General features: G+C 67.3%; 25 protein-coding genes and 2 tRNA genes. 18 read left to right on the forward strand and 9 right to left on the reverse strand.

The features are described 5' to 3' along the window. Window positions 1–5: 5 nt before the first annotated feature. The 3 genes from HLA91_RS02665 (at window position 6) to HLA91_RS02675 (ending at window position 3,714) form a co-directional block, all read left to right on the forward strand. Complete coding sequence (locus HLA91_RS02665) at window positions 6–812, forward strand: fumarylacetoacetate hydrolase family protein (RefSeq protein ID WP_170273380.1); 807 nt, start codon at window positions 6–8, stop codon at window positions 810–812. Between the two features lie 159 nt (window positions 813–971). Next, entirely contained in the window at window positions 972–2,408 is a 1,437-nt protein-coding gene (gene gltX, locus HLA91_RS02670) for a glutamate--tRNA ligase (protein WP_239557147.1), read from the forward strand. A 1-nt stretch (window position 2,409) separates the two neighbouring features. Further along, complete coding sequence (locus tag HLA91_RS02675; protein ID WP_170273382.1) at window positions 2,410–3,714, forward strand: alpha/beta fold hydrolase; 1,305 nt, start codon at window positions 2,410–2,412, stop codon at window positions 3,712–3,714. Window positions 3,715–4,216: 502 nt separating this feature from the next. On the opposite strand, the gene HLA91_RS02680 is transcribed toward HLA91_RS02675, so the two are convergent. Next, window positions 4,217–5,155: a hypothetical protein gene (locus HLA91_RS02680; protein WP_170273383.1), complete on the reverse strand. Its 939-nt coding sequence runs from the start codon at window positions 5,153–5,155 to the stop codon at window positions 4,217–4,219. A gap of 310 nt (window positions 5,156–5,465) precedes the next feature. Then, the gene (locus HLA91_RS02685; RefSeq protein ID WP_170273384.1) at window positions 5,466–6,200 is read right to left on the reverse strand and encodes an SDR family oxidoreductase; all 735 of its coding nucleotides are present in this window, start codon (window positions 6,198–6,200) and stop codon (window positions 5,466–5,468) included. Window positions 6,201–6,300: 100 nt separating this feature from the next. On the opposite strand from HLA91_RS02685, the gene HLA91_RS02690 reads away from it, so the two are divergent. The 3 genes from HLA91_RS02690 (at window position 6,301) to HLA91_RS02700 (ending at window position 7,905) form a co-directional block, all read left to right on the forward strand. After that, window positions 6,301–6,372, forward strand: a tRNA-Gln gene (locus HLA91_RS02690). 1 nt (window position 6,373) lies between these two features. Continuing rightward, window positions 6,374–6,446: transfer RNA gene (locus HLA91_RS02695), tRNA-Glu, on the forward strand. A 97-nt stretch (window positions 6,447–6,543) separates the two neighbouring features. Further along, complete coding sequence (locus tag HLA91_RS02700) at window positions 6,544–7,905, forward strand: MFS transporter (RefSeq protein ID WP_170273385.1); 1,362 nt, start codon at window positions 6,544–6,546, stop codon at window positions 7,903–7,905. Here HLA91_RS02700 and HLA91_RS02705 read toward each other — a convergent pair. Beyond that, entirely contained in the window at window positions 7,892–8,470 is a 579-nt protein-coding gene (locus HLA91_RS02705; RefSeq protein WP_170273386.1) for a DUF4282 domain-containing protein, read from the reverse strand. The genes HLA91_RS02700 and HLA91_RS02705 overlap by 14 nt on opposite strands. A 404-nt stretch (window positions 8,471–8,874) precedes the next feature. After that, on the reverse strand, window positions 8,875–9,594 hold the full coding sequence (locus HLA91_RS02710) for an IclR family transcriptional regulator (protein WP_102161721.1): 720 nt from the start codon (window positions 9,592–9,594) through the stop codon (window positions 8,875–8,877). A 124-nt stretch (window positions 9,595–9,718) separates the two neighbouring features. Here HLA91_RS02710 and leuC point away from each other — a divergent pair, with 124 nt between their 5' ends. The 7 genes from leuC (at window position 9,719) to HLA91_RS02745 (ending at window position 16,910) form a co-directional block, all read left to right on the forward strand. Then, entirely contained in the window at window positions 9,719–11,149 is a 1,431-nt protein-coding gene (leuC, locus tag HLA91_RS02715; protein WP_165882517.1) for a 3-isopropylmalate dehydratase large subunit, read from the forward strand. A 10-nt stretch (window positions 11,150–11,159) separates the two neighbouring features. After that, window positions 11,160–11,759 carry a 3-isopropylmalate dehydratase small subunit gene (gene leuD / locus HLA91_RS02720; protein ID WP_165882518.1) on the forward strand — a complete coding sequence of 200 codons (600 nt, stop codon included), beginning with the start codon at window positions 11,160–11,162 and terminating at the stop codon, window positions 11,757–11,759. A 178-nt stretch (window positions 11,760–11,937) separates the two neighbouring features. Further along, window positions 11,938–13,257, forward strand: coding sequence for a UDP-N-acetylglucosamine 1-carboxyvinyltransferase (murA, locus tag HLA91_RS02725; protein ID WP_170273387.1), 1,320 nt, complete (start codon window positions 11,938–11,940; stop codon window positions 13,255–13,257). Next, complete coding sequence (locus tag HLA91_RS02730) at window positions 13,254–14,105, forward strand: lysophospholipid acyltransferase family protein (RefSeq protein WP_170273388.1); 852 nt, start codon at window positions 13,254–13,256, stop codon at window positions 14,103–14,105. Before murA ends, HLA91_RS02730 begins: the two co-directional genes overlap by 4 nt. Then, window positions 14,102–15,142: an NAD(P)H-dependent glycerol-3-phosphate dehydrogenase gene (locus HLA91_RS02735; protein ID WP_170273389.1), complete on the forward strand. Its 1,041-nt coding sequence runs from the start codon at window positions 14,102–14,104 to the stop codon at window positions 15,140–15,142. Before HLA91_RS02730 ends, HLA91_RS02735 begins: the two co-directional genes overlap by 4 nt. Window positions 15,143–15,188: 46 nt before the next feature. After that, on the forward strand, window positions 15,189–15,728 hold the full coding sequence (locus HLA91_RS02740) for a YbhB/YbcL family Raf kinase inhibitor-like protein (protein WP_102161727.1): 540 nt from the start codon (window positions 15,189–15,191) through the stop codon (window positions 15,726–15,728). 27 nt (window positions 15,729–15,755) lie between these two features. Beyond that, window positions 15,756–16,910, forward strand: coding sequence for a D-alanine--D-alanine ligase family protein (locus HLA91_RS02745; protein WP_170273390.1), 1,155 nt, complete (start codon window positions 15,756–15,758; stop codon window positions 16,908–16,910). A gap of 6 nt (window positions 16,911–16,916) precedes the next feature. Here the strand turns inward: HLA91_RS02745 and HLA91_RS02750 are convergent, their stop codons facing one another. After that, a complete protein-coding gene (locus tag HLA91_RS02750) occupies window positions 16,917–17,447 on the reverse strand; it encodes a DUF3515 domain-containing protein (RefSeq protein WP_170273391.1) in 531 nt (176 codons plus the stop codon). 46 nt (window positions 17,448–17,493) lie between these two features. Between HLA91_RS02750 and thiL the strand changes: the two genes are divergently transcribed. Genes thiL through rsmD form a run of 4 tightly spaced genes read left to right on the forward strand, consistent with a single transcriptional unit; the run spans window position 17,494 to window position 23,022 of the window. Next, entirely contained in the window at window positions 17,494–18,525 is a 1,032-nt protein-coding gene (gene thiL, locus HLA91_RS02755; protein WP_170273392.1) for a thiamine-phosphate kinase, read from the forward strand. Between the two features lie 39 nt (window positions 18,526–18,564). Further along, window positions 18,565–20,256 carry a DAK2 domain-containing protein gene (locus HLA91_RS02760; protein ID WP_170273393.1) on the forward strand — a complete coding sequence of 564 codons (1,692 nt, stop codon included), beginning with the start codon at window positions 18,565–18,567 and terminating at the stop codon, window positions 20,254–20,256. A 19-nt stretch (window positions 20,257–20,275) separates the two neighbouring features. Then, on the forward strand, window positions 20,276–22,462 hold the full coding sequence (locus HLA91_RS02765; protein WP_170273394.1) for an ATP-dependent DNA helicase RecG: 2,187 nt from the start codon (window positions 20,276–20,278) through the stop codon (window positions 22,460–22,462). 2 nt (window positions 22,463–22,464) lie between these two features. Continuing rightward, on the forward strand, window positions 22,465–23,022 hold the full coding sequence (gene rsmD / locus HLA91_RS02770) for a 16S rRNA (guanine(966)-N(2))-methyltransferase RsmD (RefSeq protein WP_170273395.1): 558 nt from the start codon (window positions 22,465–22,467) through the stop codon (window positions 23,020–23,022). A gap of 26 nt (window positions 23,023–23,048) precedes the next feature. On the opposite strand, the gene HLA91_RS02775 is transcribed toward rsmD, so the two are convergent. The 4 genes from HLA91_RS02775 to ehuB form a co-directional block, all read right to left on the reverse strand. Further along, window positions 23,049–23,870, reverse strand: a complete 822-nt coding sequence (locus HLA91_RS02775) for an amino acid ABC transporter ATP-binding protein (protein WP_212753893.1) — start codon at window positions 23,868–23,870, stop codon at window positions 23,049–23,051. Further along, window positions 23,857–24,513, reverse strand: coding sequence for an ectoine/hydroxyectoine ABC transporter permease subunit EhuD (ehuD, locus tag HLA91_RS02780; RefSeq protein WP_170273396.1), 657 nt, complete (start codon window positions 24,511–24,513; stop codon window positions 23,857–23,859). Before ehuD ends, HLA91_RS02775 begins: the two co-directional genes overlap by 14 nt. Continuing rightward, on the reverse strand, window positions 24,513–25,244 hold the full coding sequence (ehuC, locus tag HLA91_RS02785) for an ectoine/hydroxyectoine ABC transporter permease subunit EhuC (RefSeq protein WP_170273397.1): 732 nt from the start codon (window positions 25,242–25,244) through the stop codon (window positions 24,513–24,515). The genes ehuD and ehuC overlap by 1 nt, the downstream gene beginning before the upstream one ends. A 120-nt stretch (window positions 25,245–25,364) precedes the next feature. Further along, window positions 25,365–26,255, reverse strand: a complete 891-nt coding sequence (ehuB, locus tag HLA91_RS02790; RefSeq protein WP_170273398.1) for an ectoine/hydroxyectoine ABC transporter substrate-binding protein EhuB — start codon at window positions 26,253–26,255, stop codon at window positions 25,365–25,367. Window positions 26,256–26,472: 217 nt separating this feature from the next. Between ehuB and coaD the strand changes: the two genes are divergently transcribed. Continuing rightward, a complete protein-coding gene (gene coaD, locus HLA91_RS02795; protein ID WP_170273399.1) occupies window positions 26,473–26,970 on the forward strand; it encodes a pantetheine-phosphate adenylyltransferase in 498 nt (165 codons plus the stop codon). The last annotated feature ends 19 nt before the right edge of the window (window positions 26,971–26,989 follow it).

Consider the following 26,989-nt stretch of genomic DNA (forward strand, 5'->3'; position numbering starts at 1 on the left):
TAGCCATGCGCATTGTCAGATTCGTCCACAACGATGAACCCACCTACGGCGTCGTCGAAGGCGAGCTCGGCGAGATCGTCGACGGTCGGGCCGACACCTCGGGCCTGGAGATCGCCGTCCTCGACTCGGACCCCTTCTTCAGCCCCGCCCAGTCCACCGGCGACCGCCTGACCTACGACGAGGTCCGCCTGCTGGCCCCCATCATCCCGCGCTCGAAGATCGTGTGCGTCGGCAGGAACTTCGCCGACCACGCCGCCGAACTCGGAAACGACGTGCCGGTCTCCCCGCTGACCTTCTTCAAGCCCAACACCGCCGTCATCGGCCCCGGCGACCCGATCCGCATCCCGGCGATCAGCGAGCACGTCAGCTATGAAGCCGAGCTCGGCGTCGTCATCGGCCGGGTCGCCAAACAGGTCAGCGCCGAACAGGCCTACGACACCGTGCTCGGCTACCTCGCCGGCAATGATGTCACCCTGCGCGACATCCAGGACACCGACAAGCAGTGGTCACGTGCCAAGGGCTTCGACACCTCCTGCCCGCTGGGCCCGTGGATCGAAACCGACTTCGCCCCCGAAGCCGTCGCCATCCGCTCGTGGGTCGACGGCGAGCAGCGCCAGAACGGCACGACCGAGGATTTCATTTTCGACATCCCGACCCTCATCGAGCACATCACCGAGACGATCACGCTGCTGCCCGGCGATGTCATCCTCACCGGCACCCCGGCAGGAGTCGGGAAGATCGAAGCCGGCCAGCACGTCTCGGTGGCCATCGAGGGGCTCGGACTGCTCGAGAACCCGGTGATGGACGCCTGAGCCGCACCCAGGCGACCACCGCCTCGGGACCGGAGACCTCCGCCTCGGGATCGGTGTCACCCCACCAGCCACCAGCACACGCATCGACGAAGAACGAAGGAAACTGTGAGCGTCAAAGTCCGCTTCTGCCCATCGCCCACCGGCACCCCGCACGTCGGGATGGTCCGCACCGCCCTGTTCAACTGGGCGTACGCCCGCCACACCGGCGGCACATTCGTCTTCCGCATCGAGGACACCGACGCCAGCCGCGACTCCGAGGAGTCCTACGGCCAGGTGCTCGAGGCGATGCGCTGGCTCGGCCTCGACTGGGATGAGGGCATCGACGTCGGCGGACCCGACGGACCCTACCGGCAGTCCCAGCGCGGCGAGATCTACCAGGGCATCATCACCCGCCTCGTCGACGCCGGCCACCTCTACGAGTCCTTCTCCACCAACGAGGAAGTCGAGGCCCGCCACAAAGCCGCCGGCCGCGACCCGAAGCTCGGCTACGACGGCTACGACCGCGACCTGACCGACGAGCAGAAGGCCGCTTTCCGCGCCGAGGGCCGCGAACCGGTGCTGCGCGTGCGCATGCCCGATGAGGACATCACCTTCACCGACCTCGTCCGCGGCGAGATCACCTTCAAGGCCGGGTCTGTGCCGGACTTCGTCGTCGTGCGCTCAGGCGGACAGCCGCTGTACACCTTCGTCAACCCCGTCGACGACGCTCTCATGGGCATCACCCACGTGCTGCGCGGCGAGGACCTGCTGTCCTCGACCCCGCGCCAGATCGTCCTCTACGAAGCGCTCAAGGACATCGGGGTTGCTGAGCAGACCCCTGAGTTCGGCCACCTGCCCTACGTCATGGGCCAGGGCAACAAGAAGCTCTCGAAGCGCGACCCGGAATCCAACCTGTTCCTCCACCGCGACAACGGCTTCATCCGCGAAGGCCTCATCAACTACCTCGGCCTGCTCGGCTGGTCGATCGGACCCGACCGCGACGTCTTCACCGTCGAGGAATTCATCGAGGCCTTCGACATCCACGACGTGCTGCCCAACCCGGCCCGCTTCGACGTCAAGAAGGCCACCGCCATCAACGGCGACCACATCCGCATGCTCGACGCCGCTGACTTCCGCACCCGGCTCGTGCCCTACCTGCAGCGCGCCGGCATCGTCGGTGAGCAGCTCAGCGCCCGGGAGAACGAGATCCTCACCGCCGCCGCCCCGCTCGTGCAGACCCGCATGAACCTCCTCGGCGAAGCACCGGACCTGCTCGGCTTCCTCTTCACGGCAGATGCCGACCTGGAGCTCACCGCCGACGGGCTCAAGACGCTCAAGGACACCGCCCCCGAGGTGCTTGCTGCCTCCCTGCGCGTGCTCGAACCACTCGATGACTGGTCGACCCAGGCGATCCAGGACGCCCTGCAGACCGCGCTCGTCGAGGAGATGGGCATCAAACCGCGCCTGGCCTTCGGGCCGCTGCGCGTGGCCGTGTCCGGCCGCCGGGTCTCTCCGCCACTGTTCGAGTCGATGGAGATCCTCGGCAAGGACTCCTCGCTGACCCGCCTGCGGGCGCTCGCCGATCGCCTCGCCGACGGCGAGGAGCAGGACGCCTGAGATGACTGACACCGCTACCGTGGTCCCAGGCCTGCACCTGCCCGGGCTGACCGTCGAAGAGCTCACCCTCACCGTGCCCGTCGACCGCGGCTACGGTCAGCCGCTGTCCACCTCGGGAACGGGGGAGGAGCCGGCCACACTCGAGGTCTTCGCCCGGATCCTGGGCACGAAGGACTCGGCCAAGCCCTACCTGCTGTACCTGCAGGGCGGGCCCGGGCACGAGGCGTTCCGCGCCACCCAGTCGAGCCCCGGCTGGATCGAACGGGCGCTCAAGGACTTCCGCATCGTCATGCTCGACCAGCGCGGCACCGGCCGCTCGACCCCCATCGGCTGGGTCGACGGGCACATCACCGGCCTGCCGGCCGGTCTCGATGCAACCGATCCCGAGGCGGTGGCTGGGTACCTGACTCACCTGCGGGCCGATTCGATCATCGCCGATGCCGAAGACGTCCGGCAGGCGCTCGGGGCCGAGCAGTGGAGTGTGCTCGGGCAGTCCTTCGGCGGGTTCTGCACGCTGCGGTACCTGAACGAGCATCCTGAGGTCATCCGCGAGGCTCTGTTCACCGGCGGGCTGCCGGCCGTCGGCGGGCACCCGCGGGAGGTCTACGCCGCGACCTGGCAGCAGATGACGGCCAAGTCCCGGGCCTTCACCGCCCGGTACCCGCGCGCGGCCGAGAAGTTGAAGGCGCTCAGCGCCCGCGCTGAATCCGGTCTGGAGCTGCCCGACGGCACGATCGCCACCGGCGATCACGTGCGGTTGCTCGGCCACTTCCTCGGTGCCTCGGGCGGGGCCGAACGGCTGGCCTACCTGCTCGAAGGCGACATCGACACCGCCGCCTTCCGCTACGACTTCGCCGCGGCCCTGCCGTTTGCCGGCCGCAACCCGCTGTACGCGGTCGTGCACGAAAGTTGCTGGGCTGATGGCGTCGTCACCGACTGGGCCGCTGAAGCGGCGATGCCCGAGGCGGTGCGCACCGACCCGACGCTGCTGGCCGGTGAGCACATGACTCCGGCCGTGTTCACCACCGGCCCGCTTGCGGTGTGGAAGGACATCGCCGAACGCGTGGCCGCACACGAGTGGCCACGGCTGTGGGATGCCGAGAAGCTGCGGAGCGCTGAGGTGCCGGCGGCTGCTGCGGTGTACTTCGAGGACGCCTATGTGCCCCAGCAGTTCTCTCTGGCGACCGCCGCGCTGCTGCCGCAGATGCGGCCGTGGGTGACGAACGAGTACGAGCACAACGGACTCTCGGCATCCTCAGGCGCGGTGCTCGACCGATTGCTCAAGCTCACCCGCGACGAAATCTGAGACCTCGATGCCCTGCCCGGTATCCGGAATCGCGGGTGTGACATTGCCGAGACGATGCACCGCATCATCGCGATGGGCTCCGGCGGTCTGGACACGATGCCGCACAACGGGGCGATCTGTCGCTGCTCATCATCTGCAACCTCACCTACCGCGACTCCCACAAGGACATCTTCGTCATTACGCTGGCTATCACCTCAGCGGTGACGCTCCTGATGATCGCGATCCTGTCGATCTTCGGTGGGATGCCGAGAAGCTGCGTCGAGCCGAGGTGGTGGCGGCTGCCGCGGTGTACTTCGAGGACGCCTGTGTTCCCCAGCAGTACTCCCTGGCAACCGCCTCACTGCTGCCGCAGATGCGGCCATGGGTGACCAACGAGTATGAGCACAACGGGCTGCCGTGCGCAATTTCATGCGCCCGTTTCACCGGGGATCGTTTGTCCGCAGGACACAAGACCCTTGTGGCCAGAGTTCGCTCTGACAGTCGCCAGGCATTAAAGGGGCATTCAACCGTTTCGGCGGTGCGCTCTTACATGATAGGCCTCCCCACGGACGCGCCGGAGATGGCCGCGTACTTCGTGCGACTTCCGAGGGCTTTGCGGGAGAGCCGGCAAGGACGAACGTTTAATCAGGGTCGGTCGGCCGGGAGCCTCTGAGATTAGGTAGAAGGATGAGATGTCGCCCTCGGCCTGAAGGCGTTTGGTATGAGCCGGGTCGGCAAGGGAGCCAGTCTTGATGAGATTCTGCTCGTCTGAGAATACGAAGAGCAGTGCCGCTGCCACTACCCGATGAAGCGGCCCCGCGATACGGCTGTTCTCCGAGCCGTTTGGGACAGGAAGATTCAACCGTTCTCTGCAGCCTGAGACGTAGACGATCTCAGCCACCAGACCTTTCTCTTTCGCAGCGACCAAAATATGGTCTGCCCTCTCGCCATTGCAGATCTTGGTAGGAGTTTCGGGAGCCAGAATCCATCGTCCGTGAACGCTGAGTTCGGAAGCGAGCCAGTGAATGTCAGCAGTTAGTGGGGATGATGACGCTTCAGCCAGGAGCGTTGTGAAATCAGGAAGGGCCAGATTAGCTATAACAACTAGTGCTCGAGAGTCGTTGGTGCAAGTGGGAACGCAAGCTGCGGCGTCATAAAGCGGATTGGCAGTGGCTCGCGCCGACGGTGGTTTCTGTCGCCCTCGATCATCTTGTGGTTCCTCGAGCCACCTGGCCGTTTCCGTCCAGCCCAGGTCCTTATACAGATTTGCTGCAAACCGACGTGATTTTGCGGTCGTTCCAATCATCTCGGCGATTTCCCGCTCGGCCGAGCGTTGCGCGGACTCGTCACCGTCCGGAACCTTGGAGACCAATTGCTTGAGTTTGCTTTGTTGCCGAGGCGCATGCGAAAAAGCCCGTTCCGATACGTAGACGGCTTGGTCGCTCCACGTTGTCTCGCGCATACGTATAGCGAGTGCCCGGATGATCGTCCGACGTGCCTTGGGATGGGGGAAAGAACTCGCTGCAGAAAGTAGACGACTCATTCGGGTACTGGGCCAGCCGGATCTCACTGCTTCTGCCACTGCCGATTCAAGATTTATAGCTGTGGCGATCGAGTCGAGCGTAGACCTGCGGGAACCCAAAAGGGCCCTAAGAAAGCACACAACGGCCGTTCGAAGTGGCATCGCTCGAATATTTCTTACGGGCTTCCCAAACCATTTCCCGCGCGCGTATCTATTCCGCCGTGTGCCCATCAGAGGCTTCTCCGTAGCCTCACAGTGAGCGGACCATCCCGCCGTCGACGGCGATGACGCTGCCGGTGATGTAGCTGGCGATAGGGGAGAGCAGGAACGCTGCGACCTGCCCGAACTCATGCGGCTGCCCGAGCCGGCGCAGCGGCACATGCTCCAGCTGCTCAGCATCGGGCGCCTCACCCATCCGCGGGGTGAGGATCTGACCGGGGGCCACCCCGAAGATCCGGATGCCGCGCGGGCCGATCTCATCGGCTATGTTCTTGATCGCCATTGCAATCCCGGGCCGCAGCGCATTCGAGATCGCGATCGAGGGGATCGGATTCCACACCGACGATGACAGCACCATCCCGACGGCCGAACCTGTCTCCAGGCGCTCACAGGCGCAGCGGGCCAGGCGCAGGGAGCCGAGGAACACCGACTCGATGGCCTCGCGCCACTGCTCCTCACTGGTGTCGAAGTAGCGCCCGACAGCCGGCCCGCCGACGGAGATGAACACACCGGCAACCGGTGCGTCTGCGAACGCCTCGGCGGCAGCAGCGAAGAGCCGCTCACCGGCGTCATGAGCGGCATTGTCGAGAGCCAGCCCGGCCGCCCGGTCACCGAGCTGACCAACAGCGGCGTCGATCTTCTCCTGGCTGCGCGAGGAGATCACGACGTTGGCATCCTCGGCGACCAGCGCCTCGGCGGTGGCCAATCCGAGCCCTGATGAGCCGCCTGTGACAATGAATGTGCGGCCTGAGATCTGGAGGTCCATGGGCCTCATTGTGCCGCCCCTCACGCGATTTTGCACTCGGGGTTCGGAGTGTGTAGAGTAATCTTTCGTTGCCAGGGAGGCGCAAGCCTCCGAAGTGCATTGGGGTATGGTGTAATTGGCAGCACGAGTGATTCTGGTTCACTTAGTCTAGGTTCGAGTCCTGGTACCCCAGCGCCCCCGTCGTCTAGTGGCCTAGGACGCCGCCCTCTCAAGGCGGAAACGGCGGTTCGAACCCGCTCGGGGGTACGGATAGTCCCGGTGTCTGACATGATCAGGCGCCGGGATTCGTCATTTCCCACCGGCACCGCCCCCGCGCGGTGCCCTGGCTTGATCGACGGAGACCATGACCCGAGATACCAGCTCCCGCCCGCCGCGCGAGGCCCGTGCCGCGCTGACCGGCGGAGTGGTCGGCAACTACGTCGATCAGCTGCACATCTTCCTGCCGCTGACCGCCCTCGCTCCAGCCCTGCCGCACCTGGTCGGCAGCGAGGCGATCGCAGGGGCTGCGACGCTCACGATCGTCGCCACGCTGCTCGGCCGGCCCTTCGGCGCGGTCGTCTTCGGCCGGCTGGCCGACCGGTTCGGCCGCACCGCCATCACCCAGGTCGCCATCGCCGGCACCGCCGTCTGCACTCTGGCGATCGCCTGCCTGCCGACCCACGAGACGATCGGCATCGCTGCGATCGGGCTCGTGTTGTTGCTGCGGTTCCTCGGCGGCATGTTCCTCGCCGGCGAGTACACCTCGGCGATCCCGTTGGCGATGGAATGGTCGGCCCCGCGCCGCCGCGGCCTGTTCTCCGGGCTCATCATGGCGATGGCCCCATGGGCGCAGGCTTCGATCGCCCTGGCCACCCTCGGCCTGCTCGCCGCTCTTGGCCCCGAGGCCTATGCCGTGTTCGGCTGGCGGCTGGCGTTTGCCACCGGCGGCATCGCCTCGCTGCTCGTGCTCGCCTACTACCACCGCAACGTCGCTGATGCGAAAGCCTCCCAGCTGCTGCCGGCGGACGCCGCCGCTCCCGAGGCGGAGGAGACTCAGGCGGCTGGCTCCGGTGAGCGTCCGGCCCAGCGCGGTTCGCTGCGGGCGGTCGTGTTCGGCCGCTGGGCGCGGCCGTTCTGGGCGGTGTTCCTGCTCATGACCGGGCTGTGGCTGATGACGAATATGGTCGTCATCCGGATGGCCGCCTACCTCGGTGAGGGCGGAAGTGCCGCCCATTTGACGGCTGAGACCGTGCCGGTCGTCATGGCCGCCGCCGCGATCGCCCAGGCGCTGGTGATGTCGGTGGCCGGGCACATCTCCACGCTCGTCGGCAGGCGCCGGTTCTTCGTGCTCGCCGGCATCATCGCCGCAATCGGCGGGCCGACCCTCTACGTGCTCATCACGCAGGCCCCGACGATCGTCGCCACCGCAGCGCTCGTGTGCCTCATCCAGGCGCTCACCGTCACCGCCTACGGGCCGATCGGCGCGCACCTCTCAGAGATCTTCCCGGCCGAGGTCCGCTCGACCGGCTACGGCACCGCATACAGTGCCTCGATCGTGATACCGGCCCTCTTCCCATTCTGGCTGCCGGCACTGACCGCACTGCTCGGCGGGCAGACTGCTGCCGTGGTCGTGGTGCTCGTGCTCGGCGGGATCTTCGTCTCCTTCGGTGGTGTCCTGAGCACCCGGTCACAGGCCGCCGCCGAGGCTCAGCTCAGCGCCGACTGAGCGAGAGTGTGTCTTCGGCGATCTTCCGGGTGTTCTCGGCGGTTTTGATCGAGGCGACGATGAACTCCAGAACCATGCGCCCGTAGACGAGCTGCATGAGGGCCGGAATCCAGCCGAAGAGGATCGCGAGGATGAGCGGCAGCGGGTTGAACGACGACTCACCGAAGACACTCACGCCCATGGCGAGACCGAAGATGATGCCGAAGACGACGATGGCGATCCACGTGAGCGCGCACGCGAGGATATGCAGCACGTAGATGATCCCCGCCCACGTGATGCTGACGAAGTGATCGAACTTCACGTCGAACAGGGCTTTGAAGAAGCCGCTGGCCGACCGGCCGCTGACCGGTCTTTCGGTTTCCGGTGCGCCGCCCCAGCCGGAACCGGGCTCTATGTCGTACGGGTTTCCGCCGGTCGGCTGTCCGCCATAGGGGTGAGCGTAAGGGCTGGCGGCGCCCGGCTGAGACTGGCCGGCTGCAGGAGCATGCGGAGCCTGGTATCCGATCGGCTGCTGTGAGTCCTGGGGCTGCTGTGGGTCCCGTGGATGGGACGGAGGCTGGGTCATGGTGTTCCTCTCAGTCGTTGATGCTGCTGACAGTGCTGACAGCCGGGAGAGCGCCGCGGTGATCCGGCGCTCTGCACCGTCGGTCTGTCATCGGGCATCTGCCGGTGCCAGGCTCAGCTCAGCGGTCGGCTGTGCTGATGACGGCCGTCGATGCTGCCTTGTCATGTAGGCTCTGCCGGCGCTTCGTGTCGATGAACAGCGACAGGCAGCACAGCAGGCCAGGTGACGTCATTGGCATCTTCTCTCCTCAACTGTGCGATATAGGGATATGTGGAACCGCTTCCGCGGTTCCTGCCAGCCTAACGACTCCCACACGGAATGGAACGGGCTCAGCAGAGCTTTCCGGCACACGCAATCGCGGCACCGGACCTGATGTCCGATGCCGCGATGTGAAGAGGAGCGGTTCAGGCGCGGTTGAGCGCCTCGGTCAGGGCCTTGGCTGCCTCGAGGATCGACTGTGCGTGCAGGCGGCCGGGCTGGCGGGTCAGCCGCTCGACCGGCCCAGAGATCGACACAGCAGCCACGACTCGGTTGCTCGGTCCTCGCACAGGAGCGGAGACGGAGGCGACGCCGCGTTCGCGTTCGGCGATCGACTGGGCCCAGCCGCGGCGGCGCACACCGGAGAGCATCGTGGCGGTGAAGCGGGCACCGCGCAGTCCCGAGTGCAGGCGGTCGGGCTCCTCCCAGGCCAGCAGCACCTGTGCGGCCGAACCGGCGCGCATGCTCAGGGTCGCTCCGACCGGCACGGAGTCGCGCAGGCCCACCGGGCGCTCGGCTGCCGCCACGCACAGGCGCAGATCGCCCTGCCGGCGGAACAGCTGGGAGCTCTCACCGGTTCGGTCGCGCAGCTGGTTGAGCACCGGCCCGGCGGCTGCCAGCAGCCGGTCCTCACCGGCAGCCGACGACAGCTCGGCCAGGCGGGGGCCCAGCACGAACCGGCCCTGCAGATCGCGGCCGACGAAGCGGTGGTACTCCAGGGCCACGGCCAGACGGTGTGCCGTCGGGCGGGCGAGGCCGGTGAGCGTGACGAGCTCGGCAAGGGAAGCCGGGCCGGCTTCAAGTGCAGAAAGAACGAGGGAGGCCTTGTCGATGACCCCCACGCCGCTACCAGTTTGAGTGCTCATGTTCAACATTCTGCAATCTCAAAAATCGAGATGCAAGTTCACCATGCAAAATGGCGCATTAATGTCGGTGGCCAACCCGCACCCGTGACCTGTCTCAGGCGCGAACCGCATATAGGAGGATCCTGTGGGCAAGACACTGGCCGAGAAAGTCTGGGCCGATCATGTCGTCGCACGCGGCGACGACGGCGCTCCCGACCTGCTCTATATCGACCTTCACCTCGTGCACGAGGTGACGAGCCCCCAGGCATTCGAAGGACTCCGCCTCGCCGGCCGGCCGGTGCGCCGCCCGGACCTCACGATCGCCACCGAGGACCACAACACTCCGACACTGGAGATCTTCAAGCCGATCGCCGATCCGACCTCCCGCAAGCAGATCGAGACTCTGCGCGCCAACGCCGAGGAGTTCGGCATCCGCCTGCACTCCCTCGGCGATGCCGACCAGGGCATCGTCCACGTCGTCGGCCCGCAGCTCGGACTCACCCAGCCGGGCATGACCGTCGTGTGCGGTGACTCCCACACCTCGACCCACGGCGCCTTCGGTGCGCTCGCCTTCGGCATCGGCACCTCCGAGGTCGAGCATGTGCTCGCCACCCAGACGCTGAGCCTCAAGCCGTTCAAGACGATGTCGATCACGATCGACGGTGAGCTGCCCGAAGGCTCGACGGCCAAGGACATCATCCTGGCGATCATCGCCAAGATCGGGACCGGCGGGGGACAGGGCTACGTCCTCGAATACCGCGGCGAGGCGATCCGCAAGCTGTCGATGGAAGCCCGCATGACGATCTGCAATATGTCGATCGAGGCGGGTGCCCGCGCCGGCATGATCGCCCCGGACGAGACGACCTTCGACTACATCCACGGCCGCCCCCACGCCCCCGAGGGCGCCGACTGGGATGCCGCCGTCGAATACTGGAAGACCCTGCGGACTGATGACGACGCGGTCTTCGACGCCGAGGTGGTCCTCCAGGCCGCAGACATCGAACCCTATGTCACATGGGGCACCAACCCCGGTCAGGGTCTGCCGCTGAGCGCCAACGTCCCGGACCCGGCCGAGATCGTCGACGAGAACGATCGCGCCGCCGCTGAGAGCGCACTGGCCTATATGGACCTGACCCCGGGCATGCCGCTGCGCGACATCGCCATCGACACCGTCTTCCTCGGCTCGTGCACCAACGGCCGCATCGAGGACCTGCGCGCAGCAGCCGACGTCATCCGCGGCCGGACCAAGCACCCGGATGTGAAGTTCATGGTCGTGCCCGGCTCGGCGAAGGTCCGCCTGCAGGCCGAGGCCGAGGGCCTCGACGAGGTGTTCACCGACTTCGGTGCTGAGTGGCGCTTCGCCGGCTGCTCGATGTGCCTGGGCATGAACCCCGACCAGCTCGCCGAGGGCGAACGCTGCGCCTCGACCTCGAACCGCAACTTCGAAGGCCGGCAGGGCAAGGGCGGGCGCACCCACCTCGTCAGCCCGCTCGTCGCCGCGGCCACCGCGGTGCGCGGCACCCTGTCATCGCCTGCTGACCTGACCGCCGATGACCGCACTGCGGTCAGCGCCTGAGGGAGGAACCATGGAGAAGTTCACCACGCACACCGGCACCGGCGTGCCGCTGCGCCGCTCGAACGTCGATACTGACCAGATCATCCCGGCCGTCTACCTCAAGCGCATCACCCGCACCGGCTTCGACGATGCCCTCTTCGCCCGCTGGCGCAAGGACCCGGACTTCGTGCTGAGCCAGGAGGCCTACGCCGGCGGCTCGGTGCTCGTCGCCGGCCCCGACTTCGGCACCGGCTCGTCACGTGAGCACGCCGTGTGGGCGCTCAAGGACTACGGCTTCAAAGCCGTGCTCTCCAGCCGCTTCGGCGACATCTTCCGCGGCAACGCCGGCAAGGAGGGCCTCGTGGCCGCCAAGCTCGAGCAGTCCGACATCGAGCTCATCTGGAAGATCCTCGACAACCAGCCCGGCACCGAGATCACCGTCGACCTCGAAAGCCGCACCGTGACCTGCGATTCGCTCACCGTGCCCTTCGAGATCGACGACTACACCCGCTGGCGGATCCTCGAAGGCCTCGACGACATCAGCCTGACTCTCGGGCGCGCAGACGACATCGAGTCCTATGAGGCCTCCCGTCCGAGCTTCAAGCCGCAGACGCTGCCGGCGAAGGTCTGAGGCAGCGCGCTGACCCTGAGCGCGTACTTCCTTTCTGACAGTGTGGTGACAGGCTGACCGGCCGACGATTCGCTAGGCTGGTCACGCACGCTATGCCGCCGAGCCACCGCCTCGGCGCCGGCTCCCAAGCCGAACCGAACCCTGCGTGCGCACGGCCGGAACACGGCGAAGGAGGACAATGCTCGAGGTCGACGGCGGCACACCGCTGAGCGGCACCGTCCGCGTCCGAGGTGCGAAGAACCTCGTGTCGAAGGCGATGGTCGCATCACTGCTGGGATCCAGCCCGTCTGTGCTGCGCGGGGTCCCGCGCATCCGCGACGTCGAGGTCGTCACCGGCCTGCTCGAAGTCCACGGCGTGCGCGTCGAATCCCAGCCCGACGGCGACTCGCCCGACGGCCAGCTCGTCATGGACCCCTCGAACGTCGAACAGGGCTCCATCGTCGACATCGACGCCCACGCTGGCGCCTCGCGCATCCCGATCCTCTTCTGCGGACCGCTGCTGCACCGCCTCGGCAAAGCCTTCATCCCCGACCTCGGCGGCTGCCGCATCGGCGATCGGCCGATCGACTTCCACCTCGACGTGCTGCGCCAGTTCGGGGCCACCGTCGACAAGACCCCCGGCGGCATCCAGCTCGAAGCCCGCCAGCGGCTGCAGGGCACCCAAGTCGAGCTGCCCTACCCCTCGGTCGGAGCGACCGAGCAGGTGCTGCTCACCGCCGTCACAGCAGAAGGCGTCACCGAGTTGAAGAACGCCGCGATCGAACCCGAGATCATGGACCTGGTCGCGATTCTGCAGAAGATGGGCGCGATCATCTCCGTCGACACCGACCGCTGCTTCCGCATCCTCGGCGTCGACGAGCTCACCGGCTACACCCACCGGGCGCTGCCTGACCGCATCGAGGCCGCCTCGTGGGCGTCTGCGGCCTTGGCTACCGGCGGTGAGGTGTTCGTCGAAGGCGCCCACCAGCCGGACATGATCACTTTCCTCAACGTCTTCCGCCAGATCGGCGGCACCTTCGACGTCACCGAGACCGGCATCCGGTTCTCCCACCCGGGAGGCGATCTGTCCTCCCTGCCGCTGGAGACCGACGTGCACCCGGGCTTCATGACCGACTGGCAGCAGCCGCTCGTCGTCGCCCTGACGCAGGCGACCGGACTGTCGATCATCCATGAGACTGTGTACGAGAACCGCTTCGGCTTCACCGACGCGATCAACCGGATGGGCGGGACGATCCAGCTCTACCGCGAATGCCTCGGCGGGACCCCGTGCCGGTTCGGGCGCAAGAACTTCAAGCACTCGGCCGTCATCTCCGGGCCCACGAAGCTGCGGGGTGCCGACATCGAGGTCCCCGATCTGCGCGGCGGGTTCTCCCACCTCATCGCCGCCCTCGCCGCCGAAGGCACCTCCCGGGTCTCGGGCATCGGCATCATCAACCGCGGCTACGAGGACTTCCTCGACAAGCTCGCCGCCCTCGGCGCGAAGGTGCAGATGGCATGAAGCACAACGATAGCCACGCCCACCCCGATGACGTGCCGGCCGAAGCCCTGCACGCCACCCCTGAGGGCACCGTCGACGTCACCGGCACCCCGCCGAAGTACCACGTCGACTTCGATGAGAAGAGCCTGAAGAAGCAGAAGTTCACCGCCAGCTTCGTCGCCCCGACCGCCGGGGCGCTGTTCCGCCTCTTCGGCCGCTACCAGGTGCTCGGCGAAGAGCACATCCCGCCCTCAGGCCAGCCGGCGATCTTCGTCGCCTACCACGCCAGCTACCTCGACCCGATCCTCATCGGGCTGACCCTGTGGTACCGCGGCCGGCTGCCGCACTACCTGGCCAAGTCGCCGCTGTTCACCGGCGTGCTCGGCGCCGGTCTCAAGGCGATCGGCCAGATCCCGGTGCTGCGCGACTCCGTGCACGCCGGCGGCAGCCTCGTCTACGCCAAGGCCGCCCTCGAAGGCGGGCAATCGATCGTCATCTACCCGCAGGGCACCCTGACGAAGGACCCCGACCTGTGGCCGCAGGCCTCGAAGTCCGGTGCCGCCCGCCTGGCCCTGTCGACCGGCGCCCCGCTCATCCCGATCGCCCACTGGGGCCTGGACAAGTCGATGCCGGTCGGCGCGAAGATCCCCAAGCCGCGCCCTCAGGACACGCTGCGCATCGCCTTCGGCCCGGCGATCGACTACAGCGACCTCGACGGGCTGACCACCGCCAATGCCCGCACCCTGACCAACCGCGTCACCAGCCACATCGCAGCCGAGCTCGCCGCGCTGCGCGGAGAAGAGATGCCTGAGCGCTTCCGCGCCGACTACCGCCCGGCTGCTGGGCACACAGAAGGAGACACCGCATGACGATCGCCGTACTCGGAGCCGGATCCTGGGGGACGACGTTCGCCAAGGTCATCGCCGACGCCGGCCACGACGTGCTGCTGTGGGCCCGCCGCGCCGAAGCCGCAGACGAGATCAACACCTCCCACACCAACAGCCGCTACCTGCCCGGCATCGAGCTGCCGGCAGCGATCTGCGCGAGCTCCGATATCGCTGACGTGCTCGCCGCCGCCGAGGTGGTGGTCCTGGCGGTGCCCGCGCAGTCCCTGCGGGAGAACCTCACCGAATGGGCCCCGCTGCTGCGCGAGGACGCGGTGCTCGTCAGCCTCATGAAGGGCATCGAGGTCACCACCGGCAAGCGGATGAGCGAAGTCATCGCCGAGGTCACCGGTGCCGGTCCCGAGCGCATCGCGATCGTCTCCGGGCCCAACCTGGCTAAAGAGATCGCCGTCGGCCAGCCGACCGCCACCGTCATCGCGTGCGCCGATGAGGCTGTCGCCGACCGCATCGCCGAACTGACCGCCAACGCCTACTTCCGCCCCTACACCAACGACGACGTCGTCGGCGTCGAACTCGGCGGAGCGATCAAGAACGTCATCGCCTTAGCCGTCGGCATCACCGACGGGCAGGGGATGGGCGACAACTCGAAGGCCTCGATCATCACCCGCGGCCTGGCCGAGACCACCCGGCTGGCCCTGGCGATGGGCGCTGATGCCCACACTCTGGCTGGTCTCGCCGGCCTCGGCGACCTCGTCGCCACATGTGCCTCACCGCTGTCGCGCAACCGGTCCTTCGGCCGGCTGCTCGGCGAGGGCCTGACCCTGGAAGAAGCCACCACCCGCACCGCCCAGACCGCCGAGGGCGTCAAGAGTGCTGCCGCCGTTCTCGAACTCGGCCGCTCCCACGGCGTCGAACTGCCGATCACCCAGGGTGTGACCGCCGTGCTCACCGGCCGGCTGCATGTTGACGAACTGGGCGGTTTGCTGTTGTCTCGAAAGCGTAAGACCGAAAGCCCGATGAAGTACGACCAGACCCCGGGCCAGAGCCCGGCCGGCGGCTGAGAGCCCTCAGCCGCCACCCGTCACCGCCACCGGCTCAGGAGGAAACATGATCGAGCACCAGAACTCACCCTTCGCCAAGCTCAACGAGGTCCCGCGCTTCGAGGTCACCAGCACCGACATCACCGAAGGAGCCGAACTCGACGCCGCCCAGCGCTCCGGTGCGATGGGCATCGACGGCGGCAAGGACATCTCCCCGCAGCTGTCCTGGTCTGGCTTCCCGGCCGAGACGAAGGCCTTCGCCGTCACCTGCTTCGACCCCGACGCCCCGACCGGCTCCGGCTTCTGGCACTGGGTGCTCACCGACCTGCCCGCCGATGTCACCGAGCTGCCGGCAGACGCCGGCAACCCGGACGCAGGCCTACTGCCCGAGGGCGCTGTCATGATGCGCAACGACGCCGGTGAGCCGCGCTTCGTCGGCGCTGCCCCGCCGGAAGGCCACGGGCCGCACCGCTACTTCTTCATCGTCCACGCCCTGTCCGAACCGCTGGAGCTCGACGCCTCGGCCAGCCCGGCCTTCGTCGGCTTCAACATGTTCTTCAAGTCGATCGGCCGCGGCTGGATCGAGACCACCTTCGAAGTCAAGTGACCAACCCCGCTAGGAACAACTGATCCCATGACACCAGCCTCCTCGTCCTCCACTGCCGGCGACACCCGTCCTGTCGTCGCCGTCCTGTTCGGCGGCCGCTCTTCAGAGCACGCCGTGTCGTGTGTCTCGGCAGCCAATGTGCTCGCCGCGATCGACCGGGACGCCTACCGGGTCATCCCGATCGGCATCACCCGGCAGGGCACGTGGCGGATCGTCGAGGACTGGGAGAAGTTCACCTTCGACCCCGAGGCGATGCCCGAGGTGACCGATAACGGCACCTCGGTCATCCCCTCGATCTCCGAACACCGCGAACCGCTGCTGCACCGGGAAGCCGACGGCACCCTGAGCGAGCTCGACGTCGTCGACGTCTACTTCCCGGTGCTGCACGGCCGCTACGGTGAGGACGGCACCATCCAGGGGATCTTCGAACTGTCGAACACCCCGTTCGTCGGCGCCGGCGTGCTCGCTTCGGCGGTGAGCATGGACAAGCACTTCATGAAGGCCGTCATGGCCAACTCCGGGATCCCGGCCTGCCCGTTCGTCCTCATCACCGAGGTGAAGTACGAACACGCCCCGGAGGTCATGACCGAACGCGTCGAGAAGCTCGGCTTCCCGGCCTTCGTCAAGCCCTGCCGCGCCGGCTCCTCGATCGGAGTGTCGAAGATCAACAGTGTCTCCGAACTCGATGTAGCGCTCAAAGAGGCTTTCGAGCACGACAACAAGGTCATCGTCGAGCCGCTCGTCGACGGGCGTGAGATCGAATGCTCCGTCCTCGGCTCCGTCTACGACCGCCGGGCGCGGACCTCGGTGCCCTCGGAGATCGTCGTCGGCGGCGACCATGAGTTCTACGACTTCGAGGCCAAGTACCTCGACCTCGACTCGGTCAAGCTCATCTGCCCGGCCGATGTCGATGCCGACACCACGGCGAAGATCCAGGATCTCGCCGCCCGCACCTTCAAAGCCTTCGAATGCACCGGCCTGGCCCGCGTCGACACCTTCGTCACCGCTGACGGCGAGGTGCTCATCAACGAGCTCAATACGCTGCCCGGCTTCACCCCGAGCTCGGCGTATCCGCAGATGTGGGCGGCTTCGGGGCTGGAGTACAGCGAGCTCATCTCCGAGCTCATCAGCATCGCGATGAGCGATCATGCCCGCCAGGCGGCCAACCAGCCCACGAGCTGAGCTGGGCTACGGCGCCGCCGTCTCCTCATCAGCCGGTTGCTCAGCACCGGGAGTCTCGACCGGCAGGCCGTCCTCATCGAGATCCTCGGCAGCCACACAGGAGCGCGTCTGCTCAATCGTCGACACCGACGGGGAGATCTCCGAGAGCACCGTGGCACCGGCGATCTTGTCCGAAGCGACGAGCACCTCGACAGCCGGTTCACGGCCATAGGAGACGAATCGCCACGACGTGCCGGTCTCCTCAGTCGAGACCCAGTCGACGCCGTTGACGCTCACACATCGGTCAGTCGAGGGCCCCGGCGGCTCGACGCCGCAGCGCAGCACCGCCACCGACGGGTCGCCCCACGCATCGGTGCCCTGCGAGGTCGTCTTGCGCGAGTCATGCCCGTCGATTTCATCGGGCATTCGCAGCATGACCGCCGCGCACTCTGGATTGTGGGCGTCGGCAGCAGGCTCAACGGACACGGCGGCAGCGCAGCCGCTGAGACCCAGACCGACAACGGCACAGGCGGCAACGGCAGAGGGGAGGCGGTTCATGCCCTCCAGGTTAGTCGGTGTCCGTCGGGCTTGGCATACTGACCCCATGACATCACCTGCACCTGAAAATCCGCCGGCCTCACCTGGCACACCGCCGGCCCCACCTGGTGCCACGCTCGGCGACGTCGGTGAGGACGGCGTGCTCGCCGCGCTGCTCGCTGCCCTCCCTGCCGCCGGACCCGAGGTGCGGGTCGGGCCTGGAGACGACGCTGCGGTCTCGACGCTTAACGGGGACCTTGTCTCGACGACCGACATGCTCGTCGAGGGCGAGGACTTCCTGCCGGCCTGGACGGACCCCCACCAGCTCGGCATCAAGGCCGCCGCCCAGAACCTCGCCGACGTCCACGCAATGGGCGCTGCCCCGCACGGCATGCTGCTGACGATCGGGGCACCAGCGGACACGCCGCTGTCGTTCGTGCGTGAGCTCATGGCCGGGTTCTCGGAGGAGACCGCCCGCGGGGGAGCGCAGGTGCTCGGCGGGGACCTGTCCGGCGGGCCGGTCGTCATCATCTCCGTCACCGCCCTCGGCACGCTGGCCGCCCACCCGCCGGTGCTGCGCAGCGGCGCACAGCCCGGCGATGCGATCGTGCTCGCCGGCACCGTCGGCAGGGCCGCCGCCGGCCTCGACCTGCTGCTGGCCGACCCGGACTTGGCCGACGCCTCTGACCCGGCGCTGCGCGAGCCCATCGACGTCCAGCGCAGCCCGCGCCCGGACTACGCCGCTGCCGCCCGGATCGCCGGGGCAGCTCATGCGATGATCGACGTCTCCGACGGACTGGTAGGCGACCTCGGCCGGATCGCAGCCGCCTCCGGCATCACCGCCGACCTCGACCCCAGCGCTCTCGACGCACTCGCTGCACCGCTGCAGGCAGCTGCCGACCACCTCGGGACCGGTGCCAGCCCGCGGGACTGGGTGCTACACGGAGGAGAGGACCACGGATTCCTCGCCACCGTGCCCGCCGACCAGGTTCCGGTAGGCTGGATGCGAATCGGAACATGCCGCGCAGCCAGCGACGACGGCGGCGTGACGCTGGCCGGGCAGCCGGTGACCGGAGGCTCCTTCCGGCACTTCGGCTGAGCGCTGGCATCCGGACACCATGATCGGGGAGGGGAGAGAGTGGACGAGCGCGACGCGCTGAACATCAACGGCCGGCTGGCCGCCCGCTGGGCCCGCCGGACAGTCGAGCGGCTGCGCCGCGAACGCAACGACATCAACGCCATCAACGTCTTCCCTGTCGCCGACGGCGACACCGGTTCGAATCTCTACCACACCGTCCGCTCGGCCTACCGCGCCGTCGAGAACCTGCGCGGAGCCGTCACCCTCAGCGACGTCATCGGCGCGATGGCCACCGGTGCGCTGCGCGGAGCCCGCGGCAACTCCGGGCTCATCCTGTCAGTCGCCCTGCGCGGGGTCGCCGACGCCCTCGATGGGGTCACCGACCTCGACGCCCCGACGTTCGCCGGTGCACTCGAACTCGCCGCAGCCCGCGCCCGCACCGCCGTCGCAGCACCGGTCGACGGCACCATGCTCACCGTGCTCGAGGCGATGGCCGCCGAAGCTCGCAGCCAGGCCGATGCCGGTGCCGACCTCATCGGGCTCATCGCCGCCGTGCGCGAGACCTCCCAGCAGGCGCTGCTGGAGACCACCGGACAGCTGCCGGCGCTGAGCGAAGCCAACGTCGTCGATGCCGGCTCGTCGGGCATCGTCGAGCTCTTCGACCTGCTCTACCTCACCGTCACCGGTGAGGACCCCGCCGACCACCCCGCCCTGCACGCAGCCCACCTGACGACCACGACCGGCGGATCCACCGCCTCGGGCACGGACACCGGTGGTGAGGCCGACGCGGTTGCTGAGGCGTGCCGAGAACCAAGTGCCGGGGCGCTGCTGCACACCGGCGAACAGGGCTTCGAACTCGTCTTCTACGTCGCCGAGCGCCGCGACCGCACCCGGCGGGTGAAGAAGACCCTCACCGCCGCCGGTGGTGACTCGATCGTCGTGTCCTGGCCGATGATCCACGTCCACGTGCCCAGCGAGGACGCCGCCCTGGAGACCCTGCGGGCGTGCGCGGACCTCGGGATCGACCGGCTGCGCGTCGAAGACCTCTCCGTCACCGGCGGCCGCACCCTGGCCACCACCGTCATCGCCGTCTGCTCCGGGGTCGGGATGCTCTTCGCCTGCGCGCTGCAGGACGCCCACGCCGTCAACGCCGACGGGGCAGCAGTCACCGAGCAGATCGACGAGCTCATCGCCGAAGCCGACACACCCGTCATCGTCGTCCCCGACTCCGCGCACCTGCTCGGCGAGCTGCGCCGTCGCTACGGCCACGGCAGCGAGGCCACCAGCAGTCTGCACAGCGCCGGCAGCGAGGCACGCCAGCCGGTCTCGATCGTGCGCTCCCGCTCCGCTGCCGCAGTGCTCTCCGCGCTCGCCGTCTACGACAGCGCAGCCCCAGCCGCAGAAGCGTTCGAGGACATGGCCGAATCCGCCTCCGCCACCCGGGTCGGGGGAGTGGTCCGCGCCGAGCGCAGCTCAGCCGGCCCGCTCATCTACGACCGCTCCGACCTGCTCACCATCATCGACGGGCGCATCCGCAGCGTCGAACAGAACCCAGCCGACGCGGTCATCGCATGCGCCGACCGACTCCTCGGAGCCGGCGGAGAGGTCATGACGATCGTCACCGGCGCACAGCTGCCGGCCAGCGCCACCGACGCGCTGCTGCGCCACGTCGAGACCCGCCACCCGCTCGTCACCGTCGACATCGTCCACTCCGAGCACCCCGAGGGCTGCGCGGTGCTCGGCGTCGAATAGTCCGCGGAGAGCCGAGAAGATGACCCGCGAACCGATCGACGTCAGCACCCTGCTCGACGACGAGCGCCTGTGCGCTGACCTGCGCACCGTCGGCATCACCACCGTTGACGAAGCGCTGCGCTACTTCCCGCGCCGCTACCTGCAGGCCGGCACCCTGAGCAACCTGGCGATGGTGATGGAGGAAGGCGCCGACGTTGCCTTCATGGCCCGCGTCGAATCCGTCACCACCCGGCAGATGCGCCAGCGCCGCGGCAGCATCACCACCGCCCGGGTCTCCGACGGCTCCTTCATCGTCGAAGTGCCCTTCTTCAACCAGCACTGGATCGCCGACAAGATGCTGCCCGGCACCGAGATCGCCATCAGCGGCAAGGTCGCCAAGCAGAACCCCAAATACGGCTCAGCCGCCCACTTCCAGATCAAGAACCCCGTGTGGCTCAACCAGATCGCCGGTGATGAGCTGACGTTCGAGACCCGCAGCCACCCGATCCCGATCTACAAATCCAGCAACCGGATCGCCACCCACCGCATCGCCGCAGCCATCCGCACGATCCTCGACACCGCACTCGATGAGGTCTTCGCCGACCCGCTGCCCGTCCAGGTGCTCAGCGACCGGCAGCTGCCCGACCTGCGCAGCGCCTATGCGCATATGCACCGACCCGACACGATGGAACAGGTCGAAGCCGCGCAGAAGCGCTGGAAGTTCGAAGAGGCCTTCGCCCTGCAGGCCCACCTGCTGGCGCAGAAAAGCCTGTGGAACCGCGAGGTCTCCCGTGAGCTCACCGGCCGTGACGACGGGGCGCTCGCCTATTTCGACGAGCACCTGGCCTTCCAGCTCACCGGCGCCCAGCAGCGAGCCGGTGCGGAGATCGCCGCCGACCTGGCCCAGCCGCACCCAATGAACCGGCTGCTGCACGGCGACGTCGGCTCCGGCAAGACGCTTGTCGCACTGCGGGCGATGCTCCAGGCCGTCGACTCCGGTGCCCAGGCGGCGATGCTTGCCCCCACCGAAGTGCTCGCCGCCCAGCACTACCGCTCGCTCATGGCGATGCTCGGCCCGCAGGCCCAAGACCCCTCACTGTTCTCCCACGGCCGACTCTCACACGAGCACACCCGGGTGCGGGTGGCGCTGCTGACCGGCTCACTGTCGACGAAGGAGCGCAAGGAGCTGCTGCTGGCCCTGGTCGCCGGGCAGATCGACATCATCGTCGGCACCCACGCACTCGTGTCCGACACAACGATCTTCAACGCCCTCGGCCTCGTCGTCATCGACGAACAGCACCGCTTCGGTGTGGCCCAGCGCGAGGCGCTGCGCCGCAAATCCTCCGACTACGCCCCGCACGCCCTCGTTATGACCGCCACCCCCATCCCGCGCACCATGGCGCTGACCGTCTTCGGCGACCTGGAGACCTCCGTGCTCGACGAGCTGCCACACGGGCCCAAGACCATCGCCACCCACGCGTTCTCGCTCAGTGAGCACCCCACCTGGCTCGACCGGGTGCTCGCCATCGTCGCCGAGGCGGCTGCGGCCGGTCAGCAGACTTTTATCGTCGCCTCGAAGATCGACTTCGACCCCAGCCAGGGCGACCCGCTGACCGCACCGATCGGTGTCGACGAGCTCCAGCGCCGCCTGCAGAACCACCCGGCTGTCGCCCACCTCGATATGGCGGTTGTGCACGGCCGGATGGGCATGGAGGACAAAGAGGAGGTCATGCGCGCCTTCGCCGTCGGCAAACTCGACGTGCTCATCGCCACCACCGTCATCGAAGTCGGCATCGACGTTCCGCGGGCCCGCATCATGGTGATCTTCGATGCCGAGAACTTCGGCGTCGCCCAGCTGCATCAGCTGCGCGGACGCATCGGCCGCGACGGGCAGCCCGCGACCTGTTTTCTGCTCACCCACCAGCCATCGGGCAGCGAGGCGATGGAGCGCCTGCAGACCGTCGCCGAGACCCTCGACGGCTTCGCTCTGGCCGAATTCGACATGGAGAAGCGCCGCGAAGGCGACGTGCTCGGCCGCACCCAGTGGGGCCGCACTTCACTGACCCACCTGTCGGTCGCCCGCGACAAACGCGTCATCGAAGATGCCCGGAAAGCCGCAGCAGACGTTGTCGACGCTGACCCGCTGTTCGAGGCCTACCCGCACCTGCGCGACTTCATCGACACGATCATCGGCCCCGAACGCAGCTTCGGCAGCACGGCGGACTGAGCATGCGCATCATCGCCGGCCGCTTCAAAGGCCACCGCCTCAAGACCCCGCCAGGCGAGGGCACCCGCCCGACCTCTGACCGGGTGCGTGAATCCCTGTTCTCCTCACTCACCACTCTCGACGTGCTCACCGGTGCCCACGTCCTCGACGTCTGCGCAGGTTCCGGCGGCCTCGGCTTCGAAGCGCTCTCCCGCGGAGCAGCCCACGTCACCTTCATCGAACGCGCCGCCTCCGTGTGCCGCGTCATCACCGCCAACGCCCGCTCGCTGCGCGTGACAGGCGAGGTCGAGATCATCCAGGCGTCGGCTGCCTCGGGCGCGGGACGGCTGCCGGAAGGCAGCATTGACCTCATCTTCGCCGACCCGCCGTATCCCATGCCCGAGGCAGAGGTGACCGCGATCCTGGACGCGTGCGTCCCGCTGCTGCGTGACCCGGCAGCGCTCATCGTGTTCGAACGCTCCAGCCGGTCACCGGAGCCGAGGCTGCCGCAGCGGCTGGAGGTGTTCCGGCACAAGAAGGTCGGCGAGACCGCATTGTGGTTCCTGCAGCTGCGGGAGTGACGAACGTGCGGGGCTGAGGCCTGGGGTCAGCGCTCCAGCACCGCGGAGAGGAACTTCGCGGTGCGCTCATGCTGCGGGCGGGTGAAGATCTCATCCGGCGGGCCGTCTTCGATGATCTGGCCGTCGGAGAACATCAACACCCGCTGAGAGACATCGCGGGCGAACTGCATCTCATGGGTGACGATGAGCATCGTGATGTCCGTGGTCTCGGCGATCTCGCGCAGCACCCCGAGCACATCGTCGACGAGCTCCGGGTCGAGAGCCGAAGTCACCTCGTCGAGCAGCAGCACCTCGGGATCCATCGCCAGCGCACGGGCGATCGCCACACGCTGCTGCTGTCCGCCCGAGAGCTTCGTCGGATGCTCATTCTCCTTGTCGGCCAGGCCGACCCGCTTCAGCAGCGCACGTGCCTTCTCCAGCGCCTCGGCCTTCGACATGCCGAGCACGTGGATCGGTGCTTCGATGATGTTCTCAGCGACCGTCATATTGGGGAACAGGTTGAAGTGCTGGAACACCATGCCGATGCGCTTGGTGTTGCTGCGCACCTGCTTCTTCGGCAGCGCTACCCGCTTATCGCCGCGCTTCTCGTGCGTCAGCGGCTTGCCGTGGACGTAGATGTAGCCGTCGGTCAGGCTCTCCAGTGTCATGATGAGCCTGAGGATCGTCGTCTTGCCCGAACCGCTGGGCCCGATGAGCGTGACGCGCTCGCCAGGGGCGACGGAGAAGTTGAGGTCCTGGAGGACGACGTTGGCGCCGAAACGCTTCTCGACGTCGACGAACTCGATGGCCGGCTGGGCTGCCGCAGCGCCGTCCGCGCGGGACTGTGGGGTCTCGTCAGTACCGGGCAAGGGACTTCTCCAATCGTCGGATGAGCAGTGAGGTCGGATAGCTGGCGGCCAGGAAGATGAGGCCGGCAAGCGTGAACACCTCGGTGTAGGCGAAGTGTCGGCCGCCGTACTGTTGGGCGGAGGTCACCAGCTCGACGACTCCGATGGCGAACAGGAACGGGGTGTCCTTGAACATCGCCACCGCGTAGTTGCCCAGCGAGGGGACTGTCGCCCGCAGCGCCTGGGGGAGGACGATCGAACGGAACGCCCGGGCCGGCGGCAGCGACAGCGCGCTGATCGCTTCCCACTGGCCCTTCGGCACTGAGTCGATGCCGGCCCGGTAGCTTTCGGACATGTACGTCGAATAGTGCACGCCGATGATGATGAGCCCGAGCGTCAGCGACGGAATCCCGGCGAGCACCGGATGCTTGGCGAACAGGAAGTAGATGAACAGCAGCTGCACCACCAGCGGCGTGTTGCGCACGAATGCGACGGCGAGTTTGAGCAGCCAGTTGATCCACCAGGGCAGGATGCGCAGCAGGATCGCGATGACGAGTCCGAGCACAACGGCGATGAGTGTCCCGCCGACGGTGGCGATGAGGGTGTTCCCGAAGCCCTTGAGCAGCAGCGGCAGCGCATCGAATGCGCGCGACCAATCCCACATCAGCCCAGCACCTCCTTCTTCGGACGGTGCTGTCGGAAGAACACGCTGCGCAGACCTGCGGACTTCTCTCGCCGGCCGAGTGCGACCGCAGCCCGGTGCTCGAGGGCATCCATGCCGACCTGCAGCAGCCAGGCGAGCACGAAGTACAGCAGCAGCCCGACGGAGTAGGCGAAGAACGTGTCGCCGGTGGCCTGCCGCAGCTGGTCGATGCGGTCGGTGAGGTCCTGCAGGGTGACGAAGGAGACGACTGCGGTGCCCTTGAGCAGCTGGATGAGCAGCGTCGCCAGCGACGGGATCATGAGCAGCCAGGCCTGCGGGAAGATGATGCGCCGCAGCATCCGCACCGGCGACAGGCTCAGCGCCGTCGCCGCCTCCCACTGGCCGCGGTCGACGTGCGCGATCGACGAGCGCACTACCTCGGCGGAGTAGGCCCCGTAGTTGAGTGCCAGGGCGAAGATGCCGCAGCTGAGCGGATCGAGATTCACACCCAGCAGCGGCAGCACGTAGAAGAGCCAGAACAGCTGGACGAGCAGGGACGTGCCGCGGAAGAACTCGACGATGATGCGTGCCGGGATGCCGAGCCAGCGGTACGGGCTGGCCATCGCCAGTCCGAGCACTAAGGCGATGAGCAGCGCACCTGCTGCCCCGCCGGCAGTGAGTAGGAGGGTGATCTTCAGGCCGTCCCACAGCTGGGGTGCATAGCTGAAGAGCGTCGAGAGGTTGTCTGTCATGAGCGCGTGTCTGTCATGTGCGTGCCTGGGATTCGGGTCGGAGGTGCAGAATACGCGTCGTCACCGGCGAGCGGCCCGCTCCCGAGGTGCGGGCCGCCCTGCCGATGACAGCGGACGTGATCAGCTGGGCAGGTCACCCGAGCACAGCTGCTCGGTGGTGATGGACCCGTCAGGGCGCTCCTCGGCGGTGAAGCCGAACTCACCGACGATGTCGAGGTAGCGCTGCTCGTCGCCGACGATCTCGTCGAGCTTCTCGTTGTAGGCCTTGAGCAGCTCTTCGTCATCGGTGCGGAAAACGGTGCCACCGGCACCGATCTGCGGCACGCCGTCGATCTCCTGCACGAACGACTCGGTCACCTCGACACCGGCATCCGGATTGTTGTCAGCCATCCAGTTAAGTGAGATGCCGGTGAGTGCGAAGACATCAGCCCTGCCGGAGGTCACCATGTCCATTCCGTCCTGCGGGGTGCCCACCTCAGTCGAACCGTCGATGCCGAGGTCGGCGGCGTAGTCCGATTCGATCGCACCGGTCATCGTGGCAAGCGTGACATCGTCGTTGGCCGCGACATCATCGAGCGTCTTGAGATTGTGCGGGTTGCCCTCCTTGACCATGAGCGCGGTCGTGTACATGAACTCCGGGTTGGAGAACGACGCCTGTTCGCAGCGGTCGGGCAGGATCGACATGCCCGCGGAGACGACGTCGAAGCGGTCAGCGTTAAGGCCCGGGATGAGACCGCCGAACTCGGTGAGCACACCGTCGACCTCCTCGATGCCGAGCTCCTTGAAGATCTCGCGGTGCAGCGCGACAGTGGCGCCGGTCAGCTCGCCATCGGCTTCGAAGCTGTAAGGAGCCTCGCCGGCGAAGCCGACGGTGATCTTCTTGTCCTCCTGGGCCTTCTCCAGCGTCGTGCTGCCGGCATCCGAACCGCCTCCGCCGCAGGCGGCGACGAGTCCGAGCGAGGCGACGGCGGCAAGGGCTGCCAGGGGGCGGGCGATTCTGTGGTTGCGCATAGATACTCCGTTTCGTGCGTACAGCAGGTGACGACCAGACAAGAAGTGTCGACCGAGCCGGTATGACCCAGGTCACTGCTCAACAACAGTATCGAGCGTTGTCTGCGCATCTACGGCATTTCCGGGAGCGTTAGGACATCGTTACATGCCCTGGCCGCCGCCGAGGCGTCCTGCGCTAGTCTGAGAGCGTCACCAGCCCCCGATGGAACGGATGCGTATGAAGGTCGTCTGCCCCGGCTCCTATGACCCGGTCACCGTCGGACACATCGACATCGCCGCCAGGGCCGCCGCGCTGTTCGACGAGGTCGTCATCGCCGTGGTGCACAACCCGGCCAAGACCGGCCACTATCCGGTCGCCCAGCGCATCGAGCTCATCGAGGCTGCCCTGACCGCCGATCCGCGCACCGAGCAGGCCGCGAACATCGTCGTCGACGACGTGCCCGGCGGTCTGCTCGTGGATTACTGCGCGCAGATCGGCGCTTCAGCCGTCGTCAAGGGGCTGCGTTCAGGCACCGACTTCGCTTATGAGCTGCCGATGGCCCTGATGAACCGGCACCTGACCGAACTGGAGACGATCTTCGTGCCCGGCGACCCGCGTTTCGAGCACGTCTCCTCCTCGCTCATCCGCGAAGTCCACACACTCGGCGGAGACGTCTCGGGGCTCGTGCCGGCTGCGGTGCTCGAAGCGATGGATGCCAAGCGCCGGGCCGACTGACCGCTGGCTGCCAGCTGGC

Source organism: Brevibacterium luteolum (assembly GCF_013004595.1).
GTDB classification, from domain to species: Bacteria; Actinomycetota; Actinomycetes; order Actinomycetales; family Brevibacteriaceae; genus Brevibacterium; species Brevibacterium luteolum.

Excerpts from the sequence above, each read along its gene's own strand:
- gltX (WP_239557147.1), top strand. The coding sequence starts at position 972 with ATGGTCCGCACCGCCCTGTTCAACTGGGCGTACGCCCGCCACACCGGC.
- ehuB (WP_170273398.1), bottom strand. The coding sequence starts at position 26,255 with ATGCGCAACCACAGAATCGCCCGCCCCCTGGCAGCCCTTGCCGCCGTC.
- HLA91_RS02665 (WP_170273380.1), top strand. The coding sequence starts at position 6 with ATGCGCATTGTCAGATTCGTCCACAACGATGAACCCACCTACGGCGTC.
- leuD (WP_165882518.1), top strand. The coding sequence starts at position 11,160 with ATGGAGAAGTTCACCACGCACACCGGCACCGGCGTGCCGCTGCGCCGC.
- ehuD (WP_170273396.1), bottom strand. The coding sequence starts at position 24,513 with ATGTGGGATTGGTCGCGCGCATTCGATGCGCTGCCGCTGCTGCTCAAG.
- HLA91_RS02730 (WP_170273388.1), top strand. The coding sequence starts at position 13,254 with ATGAAGCACAACGATAGCCACGCCCACCCCGATGACGTGCCGGCCGAA.
- HLA91_RS02685 (WP_170273384.1), bottom strand. The coding sequence starts at position 6,200 with ATGGACCTCCAGATCTCAGGCCGCACATTCATTGTCACAGGCGGCTCA.
- rsmD (WP_170273395.1), top strand. The coding sequence starts at position 22,465 with ATGCGCATCATCGCCGGCCGCTTCAAAGGCCACCGCCTCAAGACCCCG.
- HLA91_RS02675 (WP_170273382.1), top strand. The coding sequence starts at position 2,410 with ATGACTGACACCGCTACCGTGGTCCCAGGCCTGCACCTGCCCGGGCTG.
- thiL (WP_170273392.1), top strand. The coding sequence starts at position 17,494 with ATGACATCACCTGCACCTGAAAATCCGCCGGCCTCACCTGGCACACCG.
- HLA91_RS02705 (WP_170273386.1), bottom strand. The coding sequence starts at position 8,470 with ATGACCCAGCCTCCGTCCCATCCACGGGACCCACAGCAGCCCCAGGAC.
- HLA91_RS02750 (WP_170273391.1), bottom strand. The coding sequence starts at position 17,447 with ATGAACCGCCTCCCCTCTGCCGTTGCCGCCTGTGCCGTTGTCGGTCTG.
- coaD (WP_170273399.1), top strand. The coding sequence starts at position 26,473 with ATGAAGGTCGTCTGCCCCGGCTCCTATGACCCGGTCACCGTCGGACAC.
- HLA91_RS02700 (WP_170273385.1), top strand. The coding sequence starts at position 6,544 with ATGACCCGAGATACCAGCTCCCGCCCGCCGCGCGAGGCCCGTGCCGCG.
- HLA91_RS02735 (WP_170273389.1), top strand. The coding sequence starts at position 14,102 with ATGACGATCGCCGTACTCGGAGCCGGATCCTGGGGGACGACGTTCGCC.
- murA (WP_170273387.1), top strand. The coding sequence starts at position 11,938 with ATGCTCGAGGTCGACGGCGGCACACCGCTGAGCGGCACCGTCCGCGTC.
- HLA91_RS02680 (WP_170273383.1), bottom strand. The coding sequence starts at position 5,155 with ATGCGCGAGACAACGTGGAGCGACCAAGCCGTCTACGTATCGGAACGG.
- HLA91_RS02765 (WP_170273394.1), top strand. The coding sequence starts at position 20,276 with ATGACCCGCGAACCGATCGACGTCAGCACCCTGCTCGACGACGAGCGC.
- HLA91_RS02710 (WP_102161721.1), bottom strand. The coding sequence starts at position 9,594 with ATGAGCACTCAAACTGGTAGCGGCGTGGGGGTCATCGACAAGGCCTCC.
- HLA91_RS02745 (WP_170273390.1), top strand. The coding sequence starts at position 15,756 with ATGACACCAGCCTCCTCGTCCTCCACTGCCGGCGACACCCGTCCTGTC.
- HLA91_RS02740 (WP_102161727.1), top strand. The coding sequence starts at position 15,189 with ATGATCGAGCACCAGAACTCACCCTTCGCCAAGCTCAACGAGGTCCCG.
- ehuC (WP_170273397.1), bottom strand. The coding sequence starts at position 25,244 with ATGACAGACAACCTCTCGACGCTCTTCAGCTATGCACCCCAGCTGTGG.